At 72.2% G+C, this 16,707-nt stretch carries 13 protein-coding genes; 4 read left to right on the top strand and 9 right to left on the bottom strand.

What is annotated here, in order from left to right:
* Nucleotides 1–691: 691 nt before the first annotated feature.
* Nucleotides 692–1,198, top strand: a complete 507-nt coding sequence (locus O7610_RS24685; protein ID WP_123603846.1) for an inorganic diphosphatase — start codon at nucleotides 692–694, stop codon at nucleotides 1,196–1,198.
* A gap of 21 nt (nucleotides 1,199–1,219) precedes the next feature.
* On the opposite strand, the gene eccD is transcribed toward O7610_RS24685, so the two are convergent.
* Complete coding sequence (gene eccD / locus O7610_RS24680) at nucleotides 1,220–2,569, bottom strand: type VII secretion integral membrane protein EccD (protein ID WP_281552788.1); 1,350 nt, start codon at nucleotides 2,567–2,569, stop codon at nucleotides 1,220–1,222.
* A 103-nt stretch (nucleotides 2,570–2,672) separates the two neighbouring features.
* On the opposite strand from eccD, the gene eccCb reads away from it, so the two are divergent.
* Nucleotides 2,673–6,683 carry a type VII secretion protein EccCb gene (gene eccCb, locus O7610_RS24675; RefSeq protein WP_281555802.1) on the top strand — a complete coding sequence of 1,337 codons (4,011 nt, stop codon included), beginning with the start codon at nucleotides 2,673–2,675 and terminating at the stop codon, nucleotides 6,681–6,683.
* Nucleotides 6,684–6,725: 42 nt separating this feature from the next.
* Nucleotides 6,726–8,120 carry a type VII secretion-associated serine protease mycosin gene (gene mycP / locus O7610_RS24670; protein ID WP_289211978.1) on the top strand — a complete coding sequence of 465 codons (1,395 nt, stop codon included), beginning with the start codon at nucleotides 6,726–6,728 and terminating at the stop codon, nucleotides 8,118–8,120.
* On the opposite strand, the gene O7610_RS24665 is transcribed toward mycP, so the two are convergent.
* The 6 genes from O7610_RS24665 to O7610_RS24640 form a co-directional block, all read right to left on the bottom strand.
* Nucleotides 8,041–9,219, bottom strand: a complete 1,179-nt coding sequence (locus tag O7610_RS24665) for a MarP family serine protease (protein ID WP_281552786.1) — start codon at nucleotides 9,217–9,219, stop codon at nucleotides 8,041–8,043. The genes mycP and O7610_RS24665 overlap by 80 nt on opposite strands.
* Before the next feature lie 61 nt (nucleotides 9,220–9,280).
* Nucleotides 9,281–10,036 carry an NUDIX hydrolase gene (locus tag O7610_RS24660; RefSeq protein ID WP_475049327.1) on the bottom strand — a complete coding sequence of 252 codons (756 nt, stop codon included), beginning with the start codon at nucleotides 10,034–10,036 and terminating at the stop codon, nucleotides 9,281–9,283.
* Complete coding sequence (locus O7610_RS24655) at nucleotides 10,033–10,647, bottom strand: TlpA family protein disulfide reductase (protein ID WP_475049329.1); 615 nt, start codon at nucleotides 10,645–10,647, stop codon at nucleotides 10,033–10,035. The genes O7610_RS24660 and O7610_RS24655 overlap by 4 nt, the downstream gene beginning before the upstream one ends.
* A gap of 83 nt (nucleotides 10,648–10,730) precedes the next feature.
* Nucleotides 10,731–11,501, bottom strand: coding sequence for an endonuclease III (gene nth, locus O7610_RS24650; protein ID WP_289213682.1), 771 nt, complete (start codon nucleotides 11,499–11,501; stop codon nucleotides 10,731–10,733).
* Between the two features lie 107 nt (nucleotides 11,502–11,608).
* Nucleotides 11,609–12,718, bottom strand: coding sequence for a CapA family protein (locus tag O7610_RS24645; protein ID WP_475049370.1), 1,110 nt, complete (start codon nucleotides 12,716–12,718; stop codon nucleotides 11,609–11,611).
* Nucleotides 12,719–12,794: 76 nt separating this feature from the next.
* Nucleotides 12,795–13,562, bottom strand: a complete 768-nt coding sequence (locus tag O7610_RS24640) for an adenosylcobinamide amidohydrolase (protein WP_289211977.1) — start codon at nucleotides 13,560–13,562, stop codon at nucleotides 12,795–12,797.
* Between the two features lie 218 nt (nucleotides 13,563–13,780).
* Between O7610_RS24640 and O7610_RS24635 the strand changes: the two genes are divergently transcribed.
* Nucleotides 13,781–14,458 (top strand): Crp/Fnr family transcriptional regulator, encoded by a 678-nt coding sequence (locus O7610_RS24635; RefSeq protein WP_281552784.1) that lies wholly within the window; start codon nucleotides 13,781–13,783, stop codon nucleotides 14,456–14,458.
* A gap of 62 nt (nucleotides 14,459–14,520) precedes the next feature.
* Here the strand turns inward: O7610_RS24635 and O7610_RS24630 are convergent, their stop codons facing one another.
* Entirely contained in the window at nucleotides 14,521–15,567 is a 1,047-nt protein-coding gene (locus tag O7610_RS24630; RefSeq protein WP_281552783.1) for a hypothetical protein, read from the bottom strand.
* Nucleotides 15,564–16,514, bottom strand: coding sequence for a transporter substrate-binding domain-containing protein (locus O7610_RS24625; RefSeq protein WP_281552782.1), 951 nt, complete (start codon nucleotides 16,512–16,514; stop codon nucleotides 15,564–15,566). Before O7610_RS24625 ends, O7610_RS24630 begins: the two co-directional genes overlap by 4 nt.
* Nucleotides 16,515–16,707 lie beyond the last annotated feature (193 nt).

Raw genomic sequence — 16,707 nt, 5'->3', positions numbered from 1 at the left:
GCGGTGCCGGTCAGGTGACGACTGGCTAACCGGTGGCGCCGGCTGAGCCGGCGCCGACCCGGACGGTGCAGCGCCGGATGGTGCAGCTGGTGCCGAGCCGGATGGTGCACCGCCAGTCGGCGCAGACTCAGCCGGTACAGGCTCGGGCGGCGGAACCGGTCTGGCGGTGCCACGAGCCGGCACCGACGCGCGTCCGCGGTGGCCGCCCTCCGAGACGTCGGCCGGAGCCGCGTCGGCGCCGCCGGACACGGCCGGCACGTTGGCCCGGCCGGTCACGGGCGCCGACCCGGTGGCCGGCGGGGTTGCCTTAACAGATGGGTTCCCAGTGGGCGGCGGCGGGGCGGCCGGCGGCGGAGCGGCCCGGCCCGATGCCGTCGGATCTGGATCGCGCGCACCGGCCGGGGCGGCGGCAGAGTCCTCCGGCGGGACCACTTGGTCACCTTTCGCGGACGATCCACTACCCTCCGACGTGGGACTTGGCGCTCCGTCGGCCCGGTCGGGTTCACCGACGGCCCCAGCGGACTGTGAGTCTTCCCTCCCCACTGGCCCCACCTCCCAACTGACGAACGGACTAGGCGACACTACTTGTGTTCACAAAGCGAGCGGGAGCCGAAACGGTCGGGCGGGGCAACGCCCGGACGGCGTACCGCTCTATTTCCGTAGCCAGCGCGGGCGACGAGGGAGCGTGAGTATGGATTTCGACGTTACGGTTGAGATCCCCAAGGGTCACCGGAACAAGTATGAGGTCGATCATGCGACCGGCCGGATCCGGCTGGACCGCACCCTGTTCACTTCGACGCAGTATCCAGCCGACTACGGTTTCATCGAGGGCACCCTCGGGCAGGACGACGACCCGCTGGACGCACTGGTGCTCGTACCGGAACCCACCTTCCCAGGATGCCTCATCCGGTGCCGGGCGATCGGCATGTTCCGGATGAAGGACGAGAAGGGCGCCGACGACAAGGTGCTCTGCGTGCCGTACGAGGATCCCCGGCAGGAGCACCTGCGCGACATCCACCACCTCGGCGAATTCGACCGCCTGGAGATCCAGCACTTCTTCGTCGTCTACAAGGACCTGGAGCCGGGCAAGTCGGTCGAAGGCGCGACCTGGGTCGGCCGGGTCGAGGCAGAGGCCGAGATCCAGGCGTCGTTCCGCCGCCGGGAGGCCGCCCTGGAGCGCGGCGAGTCGGCCCACTGACCTGATCAGGCGTCGGGCTGCTCAGCCGAGCAGCCCGACGGCCCACCGGTAGAGCCCGAAGACGGCACCGGCCAGCGGAACGACGCTGACCAGCGCGGTGATCTCCAGCAGGTCGGCCGCCCGGCTCAGGTACGGCGACGGTGACCGGCCGGCGTACCGGGCACCGACCGCAGCGGTCGACACCGCGACCATGCCCACGGCCACGACCAACGTCGACGGCGACACCGGCAGGTACGCCGGCAGCGCGCCGAACACGGACAGTGTCGTGGCCGCTGCCCCCGCGACAAGCAGTGGCGGCCGCTGCCGGGTACTGACGAACGACCGCGAGCGCAGTGACATCGCCAGCCCGACGACGCCGACCAGCACCACCCCGACCACCCCGCCGACCTGCGCCAGCACCACGCTGGCCGCGACGCCGACGGCGGCGTACCCGATCAGCATCCCGGTGAGTAGTTGCTCGGCCCGGGCCACGGCACCCGGCACCCGGTCGCTCGTCCCGACGACGGTCGGCACCTGGCCGAGCCGGACGGCGAGTCGGGGCAGCAACCCGACCCCGCAACCGACCACCACCAGCAGTCCGGCCGCCGCGCCGGCCGCCCCGGTGACCGTCGACGCGGCGATGGCCGCCATCGAGCCGAGCCCAGCCACGGTCACCACGGCGACGAAGATCGGCCCGCCGGCGGGCACCGCAGCCCCGGCAGTCACCGCCGTGCCCAGCAGCACGAGTAACCCGGTCGCCATGGCCGCGGCGGTCGGCCAGTCGTCGGGACGCAGCCCGACCGGATCACCGTCGCCGGCAGCGAGCAGACCGGCGGCGAACGCGTACGGCAACGAGCCGGCCCCGAGCACGACGCCGGCCGCCGCGTCCCGCCAGACCCGTCCGGCCAGTACCCCGACGGCGAGCACCGCAGCCCCGACGAGGACCGCCACCCTTGCCCGCTCGGCCGTCCCGGTGCCGGCCCCGACCAGCACCAGCCATCCCGCGCCGAGCCACAGCCCGGCCGCGCCGAGCGCGTACCCTCTGGTTGTCGCGGCCGACCAGGTCCGGCCCTGCTGACTGGCGGCGGCCGCAATCGCCTCGGCGACGTCGTCGTACTCCGGCTCCGGCCAGTAGGTCCGCCCGGGCACCAGATGCAGCACGTCGCCGTCGCGGATCCCCTGCTGGCGCAGCGCCTGCCCGGCAGACACCGGCGCCCCGTCCGCCCGACGCAGCACCCAGCCTCCGTGCCGTTCCCCGTCGTCGGCCAGCCCGTCCCCGTTGTGCCGCAGCAGTTCCGGCAGCAGCTCGGCGACCGGCACGTGTCCGGGCAGGGCGAGATCCAGTCGGCGGTGCGGTCCGCAGACGGTGATCCTGGCCAGGCTCACGTTCATCGCCCCTCCTCGACGCCGCGACGGCCGGACCGGTGCCGGACCGGCGACCGCCATCCACCGCCGGTCCATTGCGGAACACTCTACGTAGGTGTTAGCTGACGCGATGGCGGGCATCGTCCTCAACAGATCCGAGCGTCGTCCGGCACCCGGGATCCCGGCCGGGGAGGTCCGCATCCCCCCGCCTCCGCAGGTCGCCGATCCGGACTCCGGCCGCTGGCAACGCCTGCTGGCCCTGCTGCCGATGGCCGGCGGATCGGTGGCGATGGCAGTGCTGCCGGGCCGCGACGGCGGGGTCTACCCGTACCTGATGGCCGCGGTGTTCGGGGTGTCGACGCTGGCCATGCTGGCGACCAGTTGGAACTCCGCGCCCGGTGCCGGCACGCGGTCCGCGACCGACCTGGCCCGGCGTCGCTACCTACGGCAGTTGGCCGGCCTACGCGGCCAGGTCCGGGGGACCGTGGACCGGCAACGGACCGCACTGAACTACCGGTACCCGGATCCCGATCGGTTGTGGTCGACGGCGGCGAGCAGCCGGGTCTGGGAGCGCCGACCGCACGACCGGGATTTCGCGACCGTACGGGTCGGGGTCGGATCACGCCCACTCGCCACCCCGCTCGTGCCACCGGCCGACGACCGGCCTGTGGACGAGATCGAGCCGCTCACTGCTGCGGCGCTACGACGGTTCATCGACTCGTACTCGGTGGTGCCGGGGCTGCCGATCGTGGTCGGGCTGCGTGACGTCGCCCGGATCTTCGTCGTCGGACGGCCGGACGGCGATGCCCCGGACGGGGCACCGGCCGCGCTGGTACGCGCGGTGCTGGCCCAGCTGGCCGTCCTGCACGCCCCGGACGACCTGCGCATCGCGATCTACGCGCCGGCCGACCGCCGCGACCGGTGGGAGTGGGTCAAGTGGCTACCGCACGCTGGTCATCCGCAGCGCACCGACGCCACCGGCCCGCTGCGGTTGGTCGCCGGCAGCGCAGCGGAGCTGGCTCGGCTGCTGGACTCGATGTCCCCCGCGCACGTCGTGGTGGTGTGCGACGGCACTCAGCCGAACGACGGGACCGGAGCGAACGACAGGACCGGAGCGAACGACGGCGGCGGAAACGGCGTCACCGTGGTCCAGGTGGGCGTACCGGCACCCCGGATACTCGACCGGGTCACCGTGGAGCTGTCGGTCGGCCCGTCCGGTCGGCTGGTCATCCGTGGGTCGACCGGGCCCATCGACACCGGGACGGCCGACGGGCTGGGTGTCGTCGAAGCGGAGGCCCTCGCCCGCCAGCTCGCCCCGCTACGGCTCGCGACGAACAGCGGGCCGGCCCGATCCGCCGCAGTGGCCCAGGCGGACCTGGTCCAGCTGCTCGGCTTCGGCAGCGGTGGTGCCGGCGCCCGCTGGTGGACGACGGCCGGACCGGACCGCAGCCCGTCAGTCGACCGCCACCTGCGGGTCCCGTTCGGGGTCACCGCCGAGGGGCAGCCGGTCGAGCTCGATCTCAAGGAGTCGGCGCTGCACGGCATGGGGCCGCACGGGCTGGTGGTCGGTGCCACCGGCTCCGGCAAGTCGGAGCTGCTCCGTACGCTGGTCCTCGGGTTGGCTCTCACCCACCCGCCGGAGTCGTTGAACCTCGTCCTGATCGATTTCAAGGGTGGAGCAACGTTCGCCGCGCTGGACCGGTTACCGCACACCGCGGCGGTGATCACCAACCTGGCGCAGGAGCTGCCGCTGGTGGACCGGATGGCCGACGCGCTGCATGGTGAGGTGGTCCGCCGCCAGCAGCTGCTGCGCCGGGCGGGCAACCTGGCCAGCCGACAGGACTACCTGCGGGTACAGCCGACCGACGAGACCCTGCCGCCGCTGCCGTCACTGGTGATCGTCTGCGACGAGTTCACCGAACTGCTCACCGCCAAGCCCGACTTCATCGACATCTTCCTGCAGATCGGCCGGGTCGGACGGTCCCTGGGGATGCACCTGGTGCTCGCCTCGCAACGGGTGGACGAGGGCCGGTTGCGCGGACTGGACACCCATCTGGCGTACCAGATCGGGCTGCGGACCTTCTCGGCGCTGGAGTCGCGGGCGGTCCTCGGGGTACCGGACGCGTACCACCTGCCCCGCGAGCCGGGTCACGGTTTCCTGCGGTACGGCACCGGGGCACCGGTCCGGTTCCGGGCCGCCTACGTCTCCGGGCCGTACCGCCGACCGGCCCCGCGCCGGGCCGGTGGTCCCCGCTCGACGCCCATGCTGTACGGCTTCCGGACGCACCCGGTGCCGGCGGCCGCCACCCGGCCCGAACCGTCGGCCGCGCCCGGCACGTCGGGCACCGGGGCCAGCCTGCTCGAGGTGAGCGTCGACCGGCTGGCCCGGAACGGTCCACCGGCGCACCGGGTCTGGCTGCCGCCGCTGGGCGAGCCGCCCCAGCTGGATGACCTGCTCGGTCCGGTGCGGCTGGTGCCCGGTCGGGGCCCGGCCGTGGCCGACCCGGACCGGTCGGAACAGCTGCGGGTGGCCGTCGCCGCGGTCGACAAGCCGTACGAGCAGCGCCGGGATCCCTTGTGGCTGGACCTGGACGGGGCGGCCGGGCACGTCGCGGTGGTCGGCGCACCGCAGAGCGGAAAGTCCCAGCTGATCCGGACATTGATCTGCGCCCTGGCGCTGAGCCGTTCGCCGGCCGAGGTGCAGGTGTACTGCCTCGACTTTGGCGGCGGGGCGTTGGCCGGGCTGCGGGACCTGCCACACGTCGGCGGAGTGACGGTCCGCACCGAGCCGGCAACGGTACGGCGTACCGTCGCCGAGGTCACCGACCTGCTCGCGAGCCGGGAGCGGCGGTTCGCCCGGGACGGGGTGGAGTCGATGGCCGCGTACCGCGCCCGCCGCGCGACCGGGACCGGGACCGCCACCGGCAGTACGCCGGACGACCCGTACGGTGACGTCTTCCTGGTCGTCGACGGCTGGACCACCCTGCGCGGCGAGTACGACGACCTGGAACCGTCGATCACCGACCTGGCCACCCGTGGCCTGTCGTACGGGGTGCATCTGGTCGCCTCGGCACCCCGCTGGGCTGACTTCCGGCCGGCGCTGCGGGATCTGTTCGGCTCCCGGCTGGAGCTGCGACTCGGTGACCCGATCGATTCGCTGGTGTCGCACCGGTCGGCCGCCAACGTGCCACCGGGGTCGCCGGGCCGCGGGATCACCAGCGACGGCCTGCACTTCCTCGCCGCGGTGGCCGACACCGCCGCACTGGTCGATGCCATCGCCGACGGCTGGGCAGGGCCGGCGGCACCGCCGGTCCGGCTGCTCCCGGGCCTGGTGCCGTACGCCGCGTTGGACCGCACCGGCACGGCCGGGCTCCGGCTGCAGGTCGGGCTGGCCGAGTCGGACCTGCGACCGGTGTCGATCGACTTCGCCGCTGATCCGCACCTGCTGCTGTTCGGCGAAGCGGAGTCCGGCAAGTCAAGTTTCCTGCGCGCCCTCGCCACCACCGTCGCCGGTCGGTTCGCCCCGGAGCAGGCCCGGTTGATCATCGTCGACTACCGCCGCAGCCTGCTCGGCGCGGTGGACTCCGACCACCTGATCGGCTACGGCGGCAACGCGTCGCATACCGCCGACCTGATCGACTCGGCCGCAGATCATCTACGTCGGCGGCTGCCCGGACCGGACCTCACCGCCGCTCAGTTGGCCGGCCGCTCCTGGTGGACCGGACCCGAGCTGTTCGTCCTGGTCGATGACTACGATCTGGTCGCGGCCGGGTCGGTGAACCCGATCCAACCGCTGTTGGGGTACCTGGTGCACGCCCGGGACGTCGGCCTGCACCTGGTGCTCGCCCGCCGCGTCGGGGGTGCCGGGCGGGCTCTGTACGAGCCCTTCGTCCAGCAGTTGCGCGAGTCGTCCGCCGCGGGCCTGGTGCTCTCCGGCGACCCCGACGAGGGGCAACTTGTCGGCGGGGTCCGCGCAGAGCCGCTACCGCCCGGCCGAGGTCGGCTGGTCACCCGCCGGGACGGCATCCGTCTGGTGCAACTGGCGTACCTGCCGGCGGCCGATCCGACTGGGCCCACCGGCGTCGCGAACCGGCTATCGGCTTCCCCCAAGACTGCTTCTGACAGTGCAGAATCGCGGTAACCTCCGTGCAGCAAGTGTCTGCTGGGGTGAGAAGGCCAGATTGTGACGTCGTTGCCGCGCCATCCACGCAGCGCCGCCCGTTGGCTCGTCGGGGCGGTGCTGGTCCTGGTGACCGCAGTCAGCGGCCCGGCCGCGCCGCCCGGGCCCGAGCCGGTACGCACCGGCACGGGCTCCGCTGCCGCGGCGAGCGCCGCGCTTCCCGCCCGGTACGACCCGATCCGGGACGAACAGTGGCAGTTGCGGGAATTGTCGGCGACCACCGCCTGGCAGTACGCCACTGGCGCCGGGGTCACGGTCGCGGTGATCGATTCCGGGGTGGACGCCAGCCACATCGACCTCGCTGGCCAGGTACTACCCGGGATCGACTTCGTCGACGACGGTGACGGCTGGTCCGACCCGGTCGGGCACGGCACCACCGTCGCCGCGCTGATCGCCGGCCGTGACGACGACGAGGACGGGGTACTCGGGCTCGCCCCGGACGCCCGGATTCTGCCGGTCCGGGTGCTCGACGAGGAGAACCGCTACGACGACGCGCTGGTCGTCGCCAAGGCGGTCCGCTGGGCGGTCGACAACGGGGCCCGGGTGATCAACCTGTCGCTGGGCGGCAGCGGCGACAGCCCGGCGCTGGCCGCCGCGCTGGACTACGCGTTCGCCAGCGACGTCGTGGTGGTCGCCTGCACCGGCAACATCTCGGCCAACGGCACGTCGCGGGTCTGGTATCCAGCCCGGGAGCCAGGCGTCGTCGCCGTCGCCGGGATGGACCGGGGTGGCGAGCAACTGTGGGCCGGTTCGATCACCGGGCCGGAGACGGTCCTCGCCGCACCCGCCACCGGGCTGGTCGGCGCCCGACCGGACGGCTACTGGCAGGTGCAGGGCACCAGCTTCGCCGCTCCGCTGGTGGCCGCGACAGCAGCACTGATCCGGTCCCGGTTCCCGGAGATGTCGGCAGGCACGGTGGTCACCCGGCTCATCGAGACCGCCCGCGACATGGGCGCGCCGGGCCGGGACGATCGCTACGGCTTCGGCCTGGTCGATCCGGTGGCCGCGCTGACCGACGGGGTCGACGAGGTGCCGCGCAATCCGCTCGACGACAACCGGACTCCGGGTGTGGTCGGCTTCGGCCCAGCTCCCGGTCTGGAGTCCGCAGCGCCGACGTTGGCCGGCGGCTCGACCCGGATGGGCGGTCAGGACACCGGCGACCAAGGAGCCGGATGGGCGATCGGGCCGATCAGCGGACAGCGCAGTGAAGGCGGCGGCCAGGGGCTGCTCGGCAGCGGTCTGCTGCTGGTCACGGCGGTCGTCGGCAGCTGGCTGGCCCGGCGGATGCGGATGACGACGGTGGCTGCCCGCAGCGACGTCAGGCACACTCCCCGGTGGCGGTCCGGCGGGTGCTCCGTACTCCCAGAACCGCCACCGACGACGCCTCCTCGGCGGTGACCGCGAATCCGGTGTTCGGGTCGTCCGCCGCCGCCGCGAAGATCACCCCGAGCACGAGTCCGTTGGCCGCGACCAGCGGGCCACCGGAATTGCCGGACCGGACCAACGCACGGATCGTGTAGACCTCGCGGAGGACCTCACCGTCATCGTAGATGTTCGGGCCGGTAATCGGTCCGACGTCGCGGACCCGGGCGGACTGCGCATCGTACGGCCCGTCCAGCGGGAAGCCGAGCACGATCGCGTCGGCACCGGACGGGGCCGGACGGTCGGCGAACGGCATCACCGGAGCCGGCAGGTTCGGCACGTAGATGACCGCCAGGTCCCGCTCCGGGTCGTAGACCACCACTCGGCCGTTGTGCCGCTCGCCCAGAACCTCCACCGCCACGGTCTGCGTACCGGCGACCACGTGCGCGTTGGTCATCACCCGGTCCTCGGCGTAGACGAACCCGGAGCCTTCGATCCGGCGGGAGCAGCGGGGCGCGGAGCCGAGCACCTTGACCACCGACCGCTGGGCGTTCGCCACCACCTCGGAACCGGCCAGCGCCGGGTCCGGGGCCGGTACCTCGCGGACCCGGGTCGGGGTGAGCCCGCCGAAGACGTCCGGGAAGCCGCGGGTGTCGACGGTGTCCCGCAGCGCGTTGGACAACGCCTGCGCCTGCGGTGGCATCACCCGGTCGATGCCGTTGAGCAGGGCGCTGTTGCGTACCGCCCCGGCCAGGCCGGGCATCGCGGAGGAGCCCAGCGGCACCGCGACGAGCCAGGCCACGAGCAGCACCGCCACCAGCGAGATCGCCGCCCCGCCGAGGTCGTCGGCCCGGCGCCCCACCGGGCTGGTGATGGCGTGCCGCAGCCGGGAGCCGGCCCAGCCGGCCAGTGCCTGGCCGAGGACGGCGAGGCCGAACACTGCGACCAGTGACACCACGACCCGGGCCACAGTGTCGACGAACTGTTCAGCCAGCAGCGGCCCGAGCTGCAGACCGACCAGTGCGCCGCCGATGAACCCGGCGAAGGACAGCACCCCGATCAGGAACCCCTGGCGGTAACCGCTGATCGCGAAGACCAACATAAGCAGCAGCAGCACGACGTCGACGGCGGACACCCGTCAAGACTACGGGCACCGGGCGAGCGGCCCGGCCGCAGACGGACGTGGCGGCCGGCGGTCAGCCCGGCAGGCCGGCGGAGCCGTCCACAGTTGCCGCATCGCCGCTGGCCCGGTCACCGAGCGTGTCGGGCAGACCGGCGGCCGACGGATCGCCACCGGGCGACGGCTCGGGCGGCAGGTCAATGATCCGACCGGTCGGCCAGGCACCGGCCCAACCGGCCATGTCCAGCAGTGCGGACAGCACCCCGGCGGTGAATCCCCAGACGAGCATGCCGCGCACCTGGAACGCAGGTGACACCCAGCCGCTCGGGTGGCGTACCTGGAGTCGGTTGTCCGGGTCCACCAGCTCATCAACCGGCAATCGAGTGACATGTGCCACTTCTTCCGGTTGTCGGGGATGCACCGGATGTGGCCGATGCCACCAGCCGAGCACCGGGGTGACCACGAAGCCACTCACCGGTATCCACAGCCGCGGCAGTTGGGCGAGCACGGTGACGCTGCCCGGATCCAGCCCGACCTCTTCTTCGGCCTCCCGTAACGCGGTCGCCCGCGCGTCCCGGTCGCCCGGGTCGGCCGCGCCACCCGGGAACGCGGGCTGCCCGGCATGGTTACGCATGGTCGCGGCCCGCTGCAGCAGCAGCACGTCGGGCTCACCCGGCCGATGCTCGCCGAGCAGGACCAGCACCGCGCTTGGCCGACCACCCCGGGCCGGGGTCGCCACCCGGGTGAAATCGGCGGTACGGGCGGAGCGCACCCGGGTGAGCAGCGGCTGCCACCAGGCCGGCAACGGTTCGGAGGGCAGTGGGTGGGTCACGGGGCCACCGTCAGACCCAACTCGCGCTCGACGAGGTCGGCGAGCGTGGCGTCGTCGAGCGTACCCTCGTACGTCCGACGGATCTCCCCGTCTCCGTCGACGAACAGGGTCAGTGGCAGGCCGACCCGCTCGACCGCCAGCAGCAGCTGCCGCTCCCGGTCGACCAGGCTCGGGAACCGCAGCCCCAGATCCTCGGCGACGGCGACGGCGGGATCTCGGTCGTCGTAGGTGTTGACGCCGATCAGGTGCAACTGCCCGGCGGTACGGTCGGCAAGGCGTTGCAGCGCCGGCAACTCCTTGCGGCAGGGCTGGCACCAGGAGCCCCAGAAGTTGATCACGGCGGGTCCGCGTACCGCCGCGATGTCAACGACCGTCCCGTCGGCGAAGCAGGCCAGGCTGATGTCGGGCAGCGGGGTGCCGCCGCCCGGCGTACCGACGTCGGTCGACGGTTGCGGCGCGGCGGCGGCCGCAGCGGGCGGTGCGGTCAGGCCGGCGCAGTCGGCGAACGGGACCGGTCCGGACGCTCCGGCAGCGTCGCCCGTCCCGGCACCCGGGCCGGTGGTGCAACCGGACGCCGCCAGCAGCAACGGCATCAGGGCGGCGGCGAACAACGGCCCCGGCCTGAGCCGGCGACCTAGCCCCGGCCGACGGCGACGCCCGGGCTGACGGCCAGGCCCCGACGGGCGGCCGGCGCTCATGGCACCTCGGCGGTGACGGCCGCCGCCGGCACCAGGTCGGCGGGTATTCCGGCCTGCTCGGCCAGCTCCCTCGCGCGGGGACCCTTGAGCAGCTTCACCGCCTCGGCAGCGGCGGTCGGACCGGTGCCGTACGCCGGGCACAGCGGGGCTAGCGCACATGCGCCGCAGGCCGGTTTACGGGCGTGGCAGACCCGTCGGCCGTGGAAGATCACCCGGTGGGACAGCATCGTCCAGTCCCGGCGCTCAATCAACGCGCCGACCGCGTGTTCGATCTTCACCGGGTCGGACTCGTCGGTCCACGCCCAGCGGCGGACCAGCCGTTGGAAATGCGTGTCGACGGTGATGCCAGGGACGTCGAACGCGTTGCCGAGGATGACGTTCGCGGTCTTGCGGCCGATCCCGGGCAGCTCGACCAGCTGCGGCAGCCGGCGCGGTACCGCGCCGGCGTACCGCTCGGTCAATGCCTGGCCGAGCCGGATCAGCGAGCCGGCCTTGTTGCGGAAGAACCCGGTCGGCCGGATCAGCTCCTCCAGCTCGGCCCGGTCGGCGGCGGCGTAGTCGGCGGCCGTCGGGTAGCGGGCGAACAGCTTCGGGGTGACCTCGTTGACCCGCTTGTCGGTGCACTGCGCGGACAAGATGGTGGCGACCGCCAACTGCAGCGGGCCGTCGTGGTCGAGCTCGCAGTGCGCGTCCGGATGGGTCTGCGCCAGCAGTCTCGCCATCCGCCGGGCACGACGTTTACGCCCCAGGTCGGTCTCGGTACGCACGGCCCGGGCTGCCGCAGGCCCGGCGGCCGCAGTTGCGGTGGCCGCAGCCGGGGCGGTCGCGGCTCGGGGGGCTGGCGGTGTCACACCGGCCAGCCTACGTCGGCGGGTCAGTCCGACGGTGGCGAGATGGTGCCGTCATCGTCGAACTCGGCGCCGGTCTGCGGAAAGTCCAACCCGCTCAACTCCCGGACCAGGTCGAGCCCTCGGCGTTGCTCGTCGACAACGGGCAGACCGTTGCCGTTCATGTACGTGGCGACAAACTCACCGTCGACCCAGTCGCCGTCCGGGTCGAGGGTCACCTTCAGCACCCCGCCCCAGCCCAGCCGGCCGGTGTTGTTCAGCGTACCGCCGCCACCGGCGAAGTTCCCGAGGCTGTACGCGATCAGCCGGCCCTGGTAGAACTCCATGCCGCGCAGCACGTGCGGGCCGTGGCCGACGATCAGGTCCGCCCCGGCGTCGATCATCGCCCGCCCGAAGGCCATCGGATCACCGCGGTTCTCTCCGGCGAACAGCTCCGTGCCCGGGGTGACCCGGGTCATCTCCGCTCCCTCGGCACCCATGTGGACCTGCACGACGACCAGGTCGGCCTGCTCGTCGGCGCGCCGGACCACCTCCGCCGCGGCGTCCAGGTTGATCAGGCTGTTGTTCGGCGGAGAATACGAGGAGAAGCCGGCCACCGCGACGCTGACCCCCTCGACGTCCAGCACGGTGATCTGATCGAGCGCGCCGGTGTGCCGCAGACCGTGCTCCTCCAGCGTCTGCTGGGTGTTGCGGTATCCGGCCTCGCCGTAGTCGTACCCGTGGTTGTTGGCCTGGTTGAGCAGCATGAACCCGGCGTCACGCAGGTGGGCCGCGTACTCGGGTGGGGCCCGGAACTGGTGGCACTGGGTGGCGTCCGGGGCGCACTTGCCAGTCCCGGTGTCGACCGTCAGCGGCTCCTCCAGGTTGCCCATCACCAGGTCGGCGGCGAGTGCCTCGGAAACCGAGTCGAAGAAGCCGGCACCGCCGTCGGGCGGCAGGCGGTCGGGGGCGTTGCCGAGCACGATGTCACCGGTAGCCGACATCGAGATCTCCTGCGGCTCCGGCGACGCGGTGGCGGTCGGCGACGCAGCGGACTGCCACTGCGGTTCGGATCCGGACCGGTTGATCCCACCGAGCGCGACGATGCCGACCAGCACGGCACCGAGCAGAACGGCGGTCAGCACGACGATCGACAGAACGGGTCGGCCTGCGGCGGGCTCCTGCCGCCGGCGCCCCCGGGCGGCACGCTGGGCGTCACTCACTGGCGTGACCCTACCGGCCGGGAGTCTCCGGCGACGACAACCGTCCGGCTGGTTTGTCCCCGTGTCCGATTTGCCGTCCTTGCGGGTCCGGCGCGCCACCGCCCTGGGCAGTGCCACCACCCTGGGCGGTGCCACCACGCTGGGCGGTGCCACCACGTACCGCCGCGTGCGCTACCCGGGCGAGCCGCCCGCCCCAGGTCGACCGTGGACCGCCGTACCGCTGCTCCGGCCCGTCGGGCGGGCAGAGCACCACCACCGCGTCGGTCGCTGTGCCGGTGGCCCGCAGTCCGAGCTCGACCAGCGCCTGGGTCTTCGCCTCGGTGATGGTGGCGACCGCGTTCACCAGGGCGGCCTCACCGAGCCGTACCGGAAGCGCTGCGACGATGTTGATCGTCCCGACCTGCTCCGGCGGTGGCCCGGCGGTCCTGGGTGCGGCGGCCAGCACCGGGGTGCCGAGCCCGACGGTCGCCCACACCTGCACGCCGGCCTCGTCGCGGGTCACCATCCGACGCACGTCCACCCCGGTTAGCAGGCCGACGCCGGGTCCGCGCAGGTCGGCTTGCTCGGCCAGACCGACGAGGTGGGTGTCGGGGTCGTCGCGGCGGTACGACATCGGCACGGTCGCGTTGATCACCCACCAGCGCAGTCCGATCCCGCCGCCGAGCGGAGCGGAGCTGATGGTCAGCAGCGGCTCGGTGAGCGCCCAGCAGGCGTACGGCAGGGTCCGGCCGTCCTCGGTGCGGGTGGTGAACCATGGGCGGGCGACATCGGGAGACACCGGTCGACGATACGGCGTCCGCCGGTCGCACGGCGCTGACCGGTCGGCGTGCACGGTGCCGCATATTAACGACGGATCCACCCTGTTGGGTTACGCTCCTGGATCAAGATTCGGAGGGTGCGCATCCGGCCAGGGGCGGAGTGCACCTAGACTGACTGCGCGCGGCTGGTCACGGCTGGGGTGCCGGGGAACGGACGCCGCGCAGGCGGAGGTGCGCGATGGACGAGGTGCTGGCTCGTAGCGGGATCTTCCAGGGCGTGGACCCGGAGGCCGCGGAGGCACTCGCCAAGGAGATGGAGACGATCGACGCCCGCAAGGGCGAGGTCGTCTTCAACGAGGGTGAGCCGGGTGACAGCCTGTACATCGTGCTCACCGGCAAGATCAAGGTCGGCCGGCGGGCCGCAGACGGACGGCAGAACCTGATCGCCGTGATGGGCCCGTCGGACATGGTCGGCGAGCTGTCGCTCTTCGACCCCGGGCCGCGTACCGCCACCGCGACCGCCGTCACCGACACCCGCCTCGCCCGGCTGCGCAAGCAGGCGCTGCGGCCCTGGCTGAACAATCGGCCGGAGATCGCCGAGCAGCTGCTGCGGGTGCTTGCCCGACGGCTGCGCCGGACCAACGACGCCCTCGCCGACCTGATCTTCACCGATGTACCGGGGCGGGTAGCCAAGAATCTGCTGCAGATGGCCGGCCGGTTCGGCACCCGCGACGGCGGGGTGCTGCGGGTGACCCACGATCTCACCCAGGAGGAGATCGCCCAGCTGGTCGGGGCCTCCCGGGAGACGGTCAACAAGGCGCTGGCCGACTTCGCCTCCCGGGGCTGGCTGCGGCTCGACGGCAAGAGCATCATCATCCTCGACCCCGAGCGGCTCGCCAGGCGCGCCCGGGTGTGACCCGGCGGCGGATCTGCCCGGGGACCTGCGGCAGATCCGCCCCGGACGGGGCAACGGTTGGCTCACCTCACCGAGGCGGTCGCCCGGCAGACCGCGTCCACCGGGGTGACCGGTCGGACCTCCCGCCCCAACGCCTGCAGCAGCGAGTCCTCGACGTGGAACCCGTGCACCCAGAGGCGGTAGCGCGGCAGGTCCGCCTCGCTCGGGCAGAGCACCTGCGCCTCCACGTCGTCGGTCGGCACGTACCGGACACCGCCCTGTTCCTGCAGGATGGCCACGCTCGCGTCGTCGACCGCGATCACGCTGCCCCGGATGTGCTCGGTCTCCCCGCCCGACACCGCGACGGTGGTCACCGTACTGGGCAGCACCGGTGCGGTGGCCACCGAGTACGACGTCCAAGCCAGCGCGATCATGACGGTGAGCTGGCCGGTCGCGACCAGCAGGTGCACCGTGCCGGGCAGCACCGGGCCGGTCACGACGAGAGCCAGTAGCGGTGGAGCGCCCAGGATCAGCGCCACGAACCACTCACCGGTGACCGCCGCCTCGGCCAGGGTCGGCGCCAGCAGGCCGTAGTAGCCGATCAGCAGCAGGACGAACAGGGTCAGCCGGTTCGTCCGGCCACCGTCCGGCGGGTCCCCGGCCGTGCCGCGTTCGTCCGCCGTACGGGTGCGCAGCTGGGCGGTGGCCGCGATCGCCGGCAGCAGCAGCGGCAGATAGAGGATCTTCCAGGTCACGACGGCGACCAGCAGGGTGACGATCAGGAACCAGACGGGCACCACCCGCATCCAGCGGACCAGCAACGGCGGTCGTCGTCGCGCCCACCGCCGCTGGTCGTTGTTGACGCTGACGGTCAGCACCGCGCTGATCGCGAACAGGGCCATCATCGCACCGGAGACCACCCGGCTCGCCGTGCTGACGAAGGCGGCGACCAGGTTCACCGGGTTGACGTTGGCGGCCAGCAGCAGGGTGGTCTGGAGCTCGCCGCCGGCCTCGACGACCAGCCGGAGCACCGAAATGATCGCCGGAGCGCCGACCACCACGCTCCAGAACTGCTGCGCCGCCCGGTTCCGCCGGTCCGCCTCGTCGACCGGGCGCTCGGCGGCGGTCACCGCCGGTTCTTGTCGTCGTGGTCGACGAGGTCGGGCGCGCCGTCCGGTCGGGGCTGGCTGGCCTCGCCGAGCCACCGCCCCAGATGGTTGTTGTACGCCGTCTCCCAGGCGTTCGCTTCGTCCCGTTGGTCCCGTTGATAGCTCTTGTCCAGGAAGTAGCTGACCAGGTCGCGAAGGTTCTCGTCCTCGACCGGCACCCCGATGCCCAACTCCTCCTCGACGCCGAACGGCATGTCGACGATGGCGAGTTCGTCGGGGTTCTCCGAACGGAGTCCGGCGAGGATCGTCTCGTCGGAGACCATCGCATGGAAGTCGCCGGCCAGGACGCCGTCCCGGCAGGCGGCCGGATTGTCGGCCTGCTGGTGCGGGATCCCCCGTTCCCTGAGCATTGCCTCGGTGGTGGAGCCACCGGCGACGCAGACGGTGTACTCCTCGTCGTTCAGATCGGTGATCGTGGTGATCTCGTCGACGAACTCGGTGGCGACCAGCACCTCGGGTGTGGTGATCAGGTACGGGCCGGCGAACCCGACCCGCTTCTCCCGTTCCTCGGTGATGGAGAAGCTGGCCACCACGATGTCGACCTCGCCGCTGCGCAGCTTCTCGATCCGGTCCTCGGTGTCCAGCGGCACCCACGTGATGCTCTGGTCGCCGAAGCCGAGTGAGTCGGCGATGTAGCGGGCTATCTCGATGTCGAAACCGTGGTAGGAGTTGTTGCGCCGATACGACATCAGCGGAATGTCGATATTGACGCCGATGCGCAGCTCGGTCTGGTCGCTGATGGTCGAGGCCTCCCGGAGATCCCGCACGGTCGGCCGGTCCGGCGGCTGGTTGTCCTCACAGGCGACGAGGGCGACCAGCACCAAGGTCGCGGCAACCGCCAGCGTGGTCATAGTCTGCCGGGTACGGTGGTCGACGTACGTGCGTGACTTGGTGGATCTATCAGTCATGGCAACCTCACGACTGCGACAGTCAGGATCGATTGCGTGTCGGGCAGCCGTCCACATTGCCGGCTCCGCTCAATGTAGTGGTTCCCGGCAATACCCGGCACCGCCGAGTTGCGCCGCGCCGGATCCGGTGATCTTCGTACTGAGGGCTTCAGCGGATCTTCGTAACGGGCCGGATCAGGCGATCTCCGTACTC

Source organism: Solwaraspora sp. WMMA2065 (assembly GCF_030345075.1).
GTDB lineage: Bacteria > Actinomycetota > Actinomycetes > Mycobacteriales > Micromonosporaceae > Micromonospora_E.
This window is presented reverse-complemented; position numbering and strand designations above follow the sequence as displayed.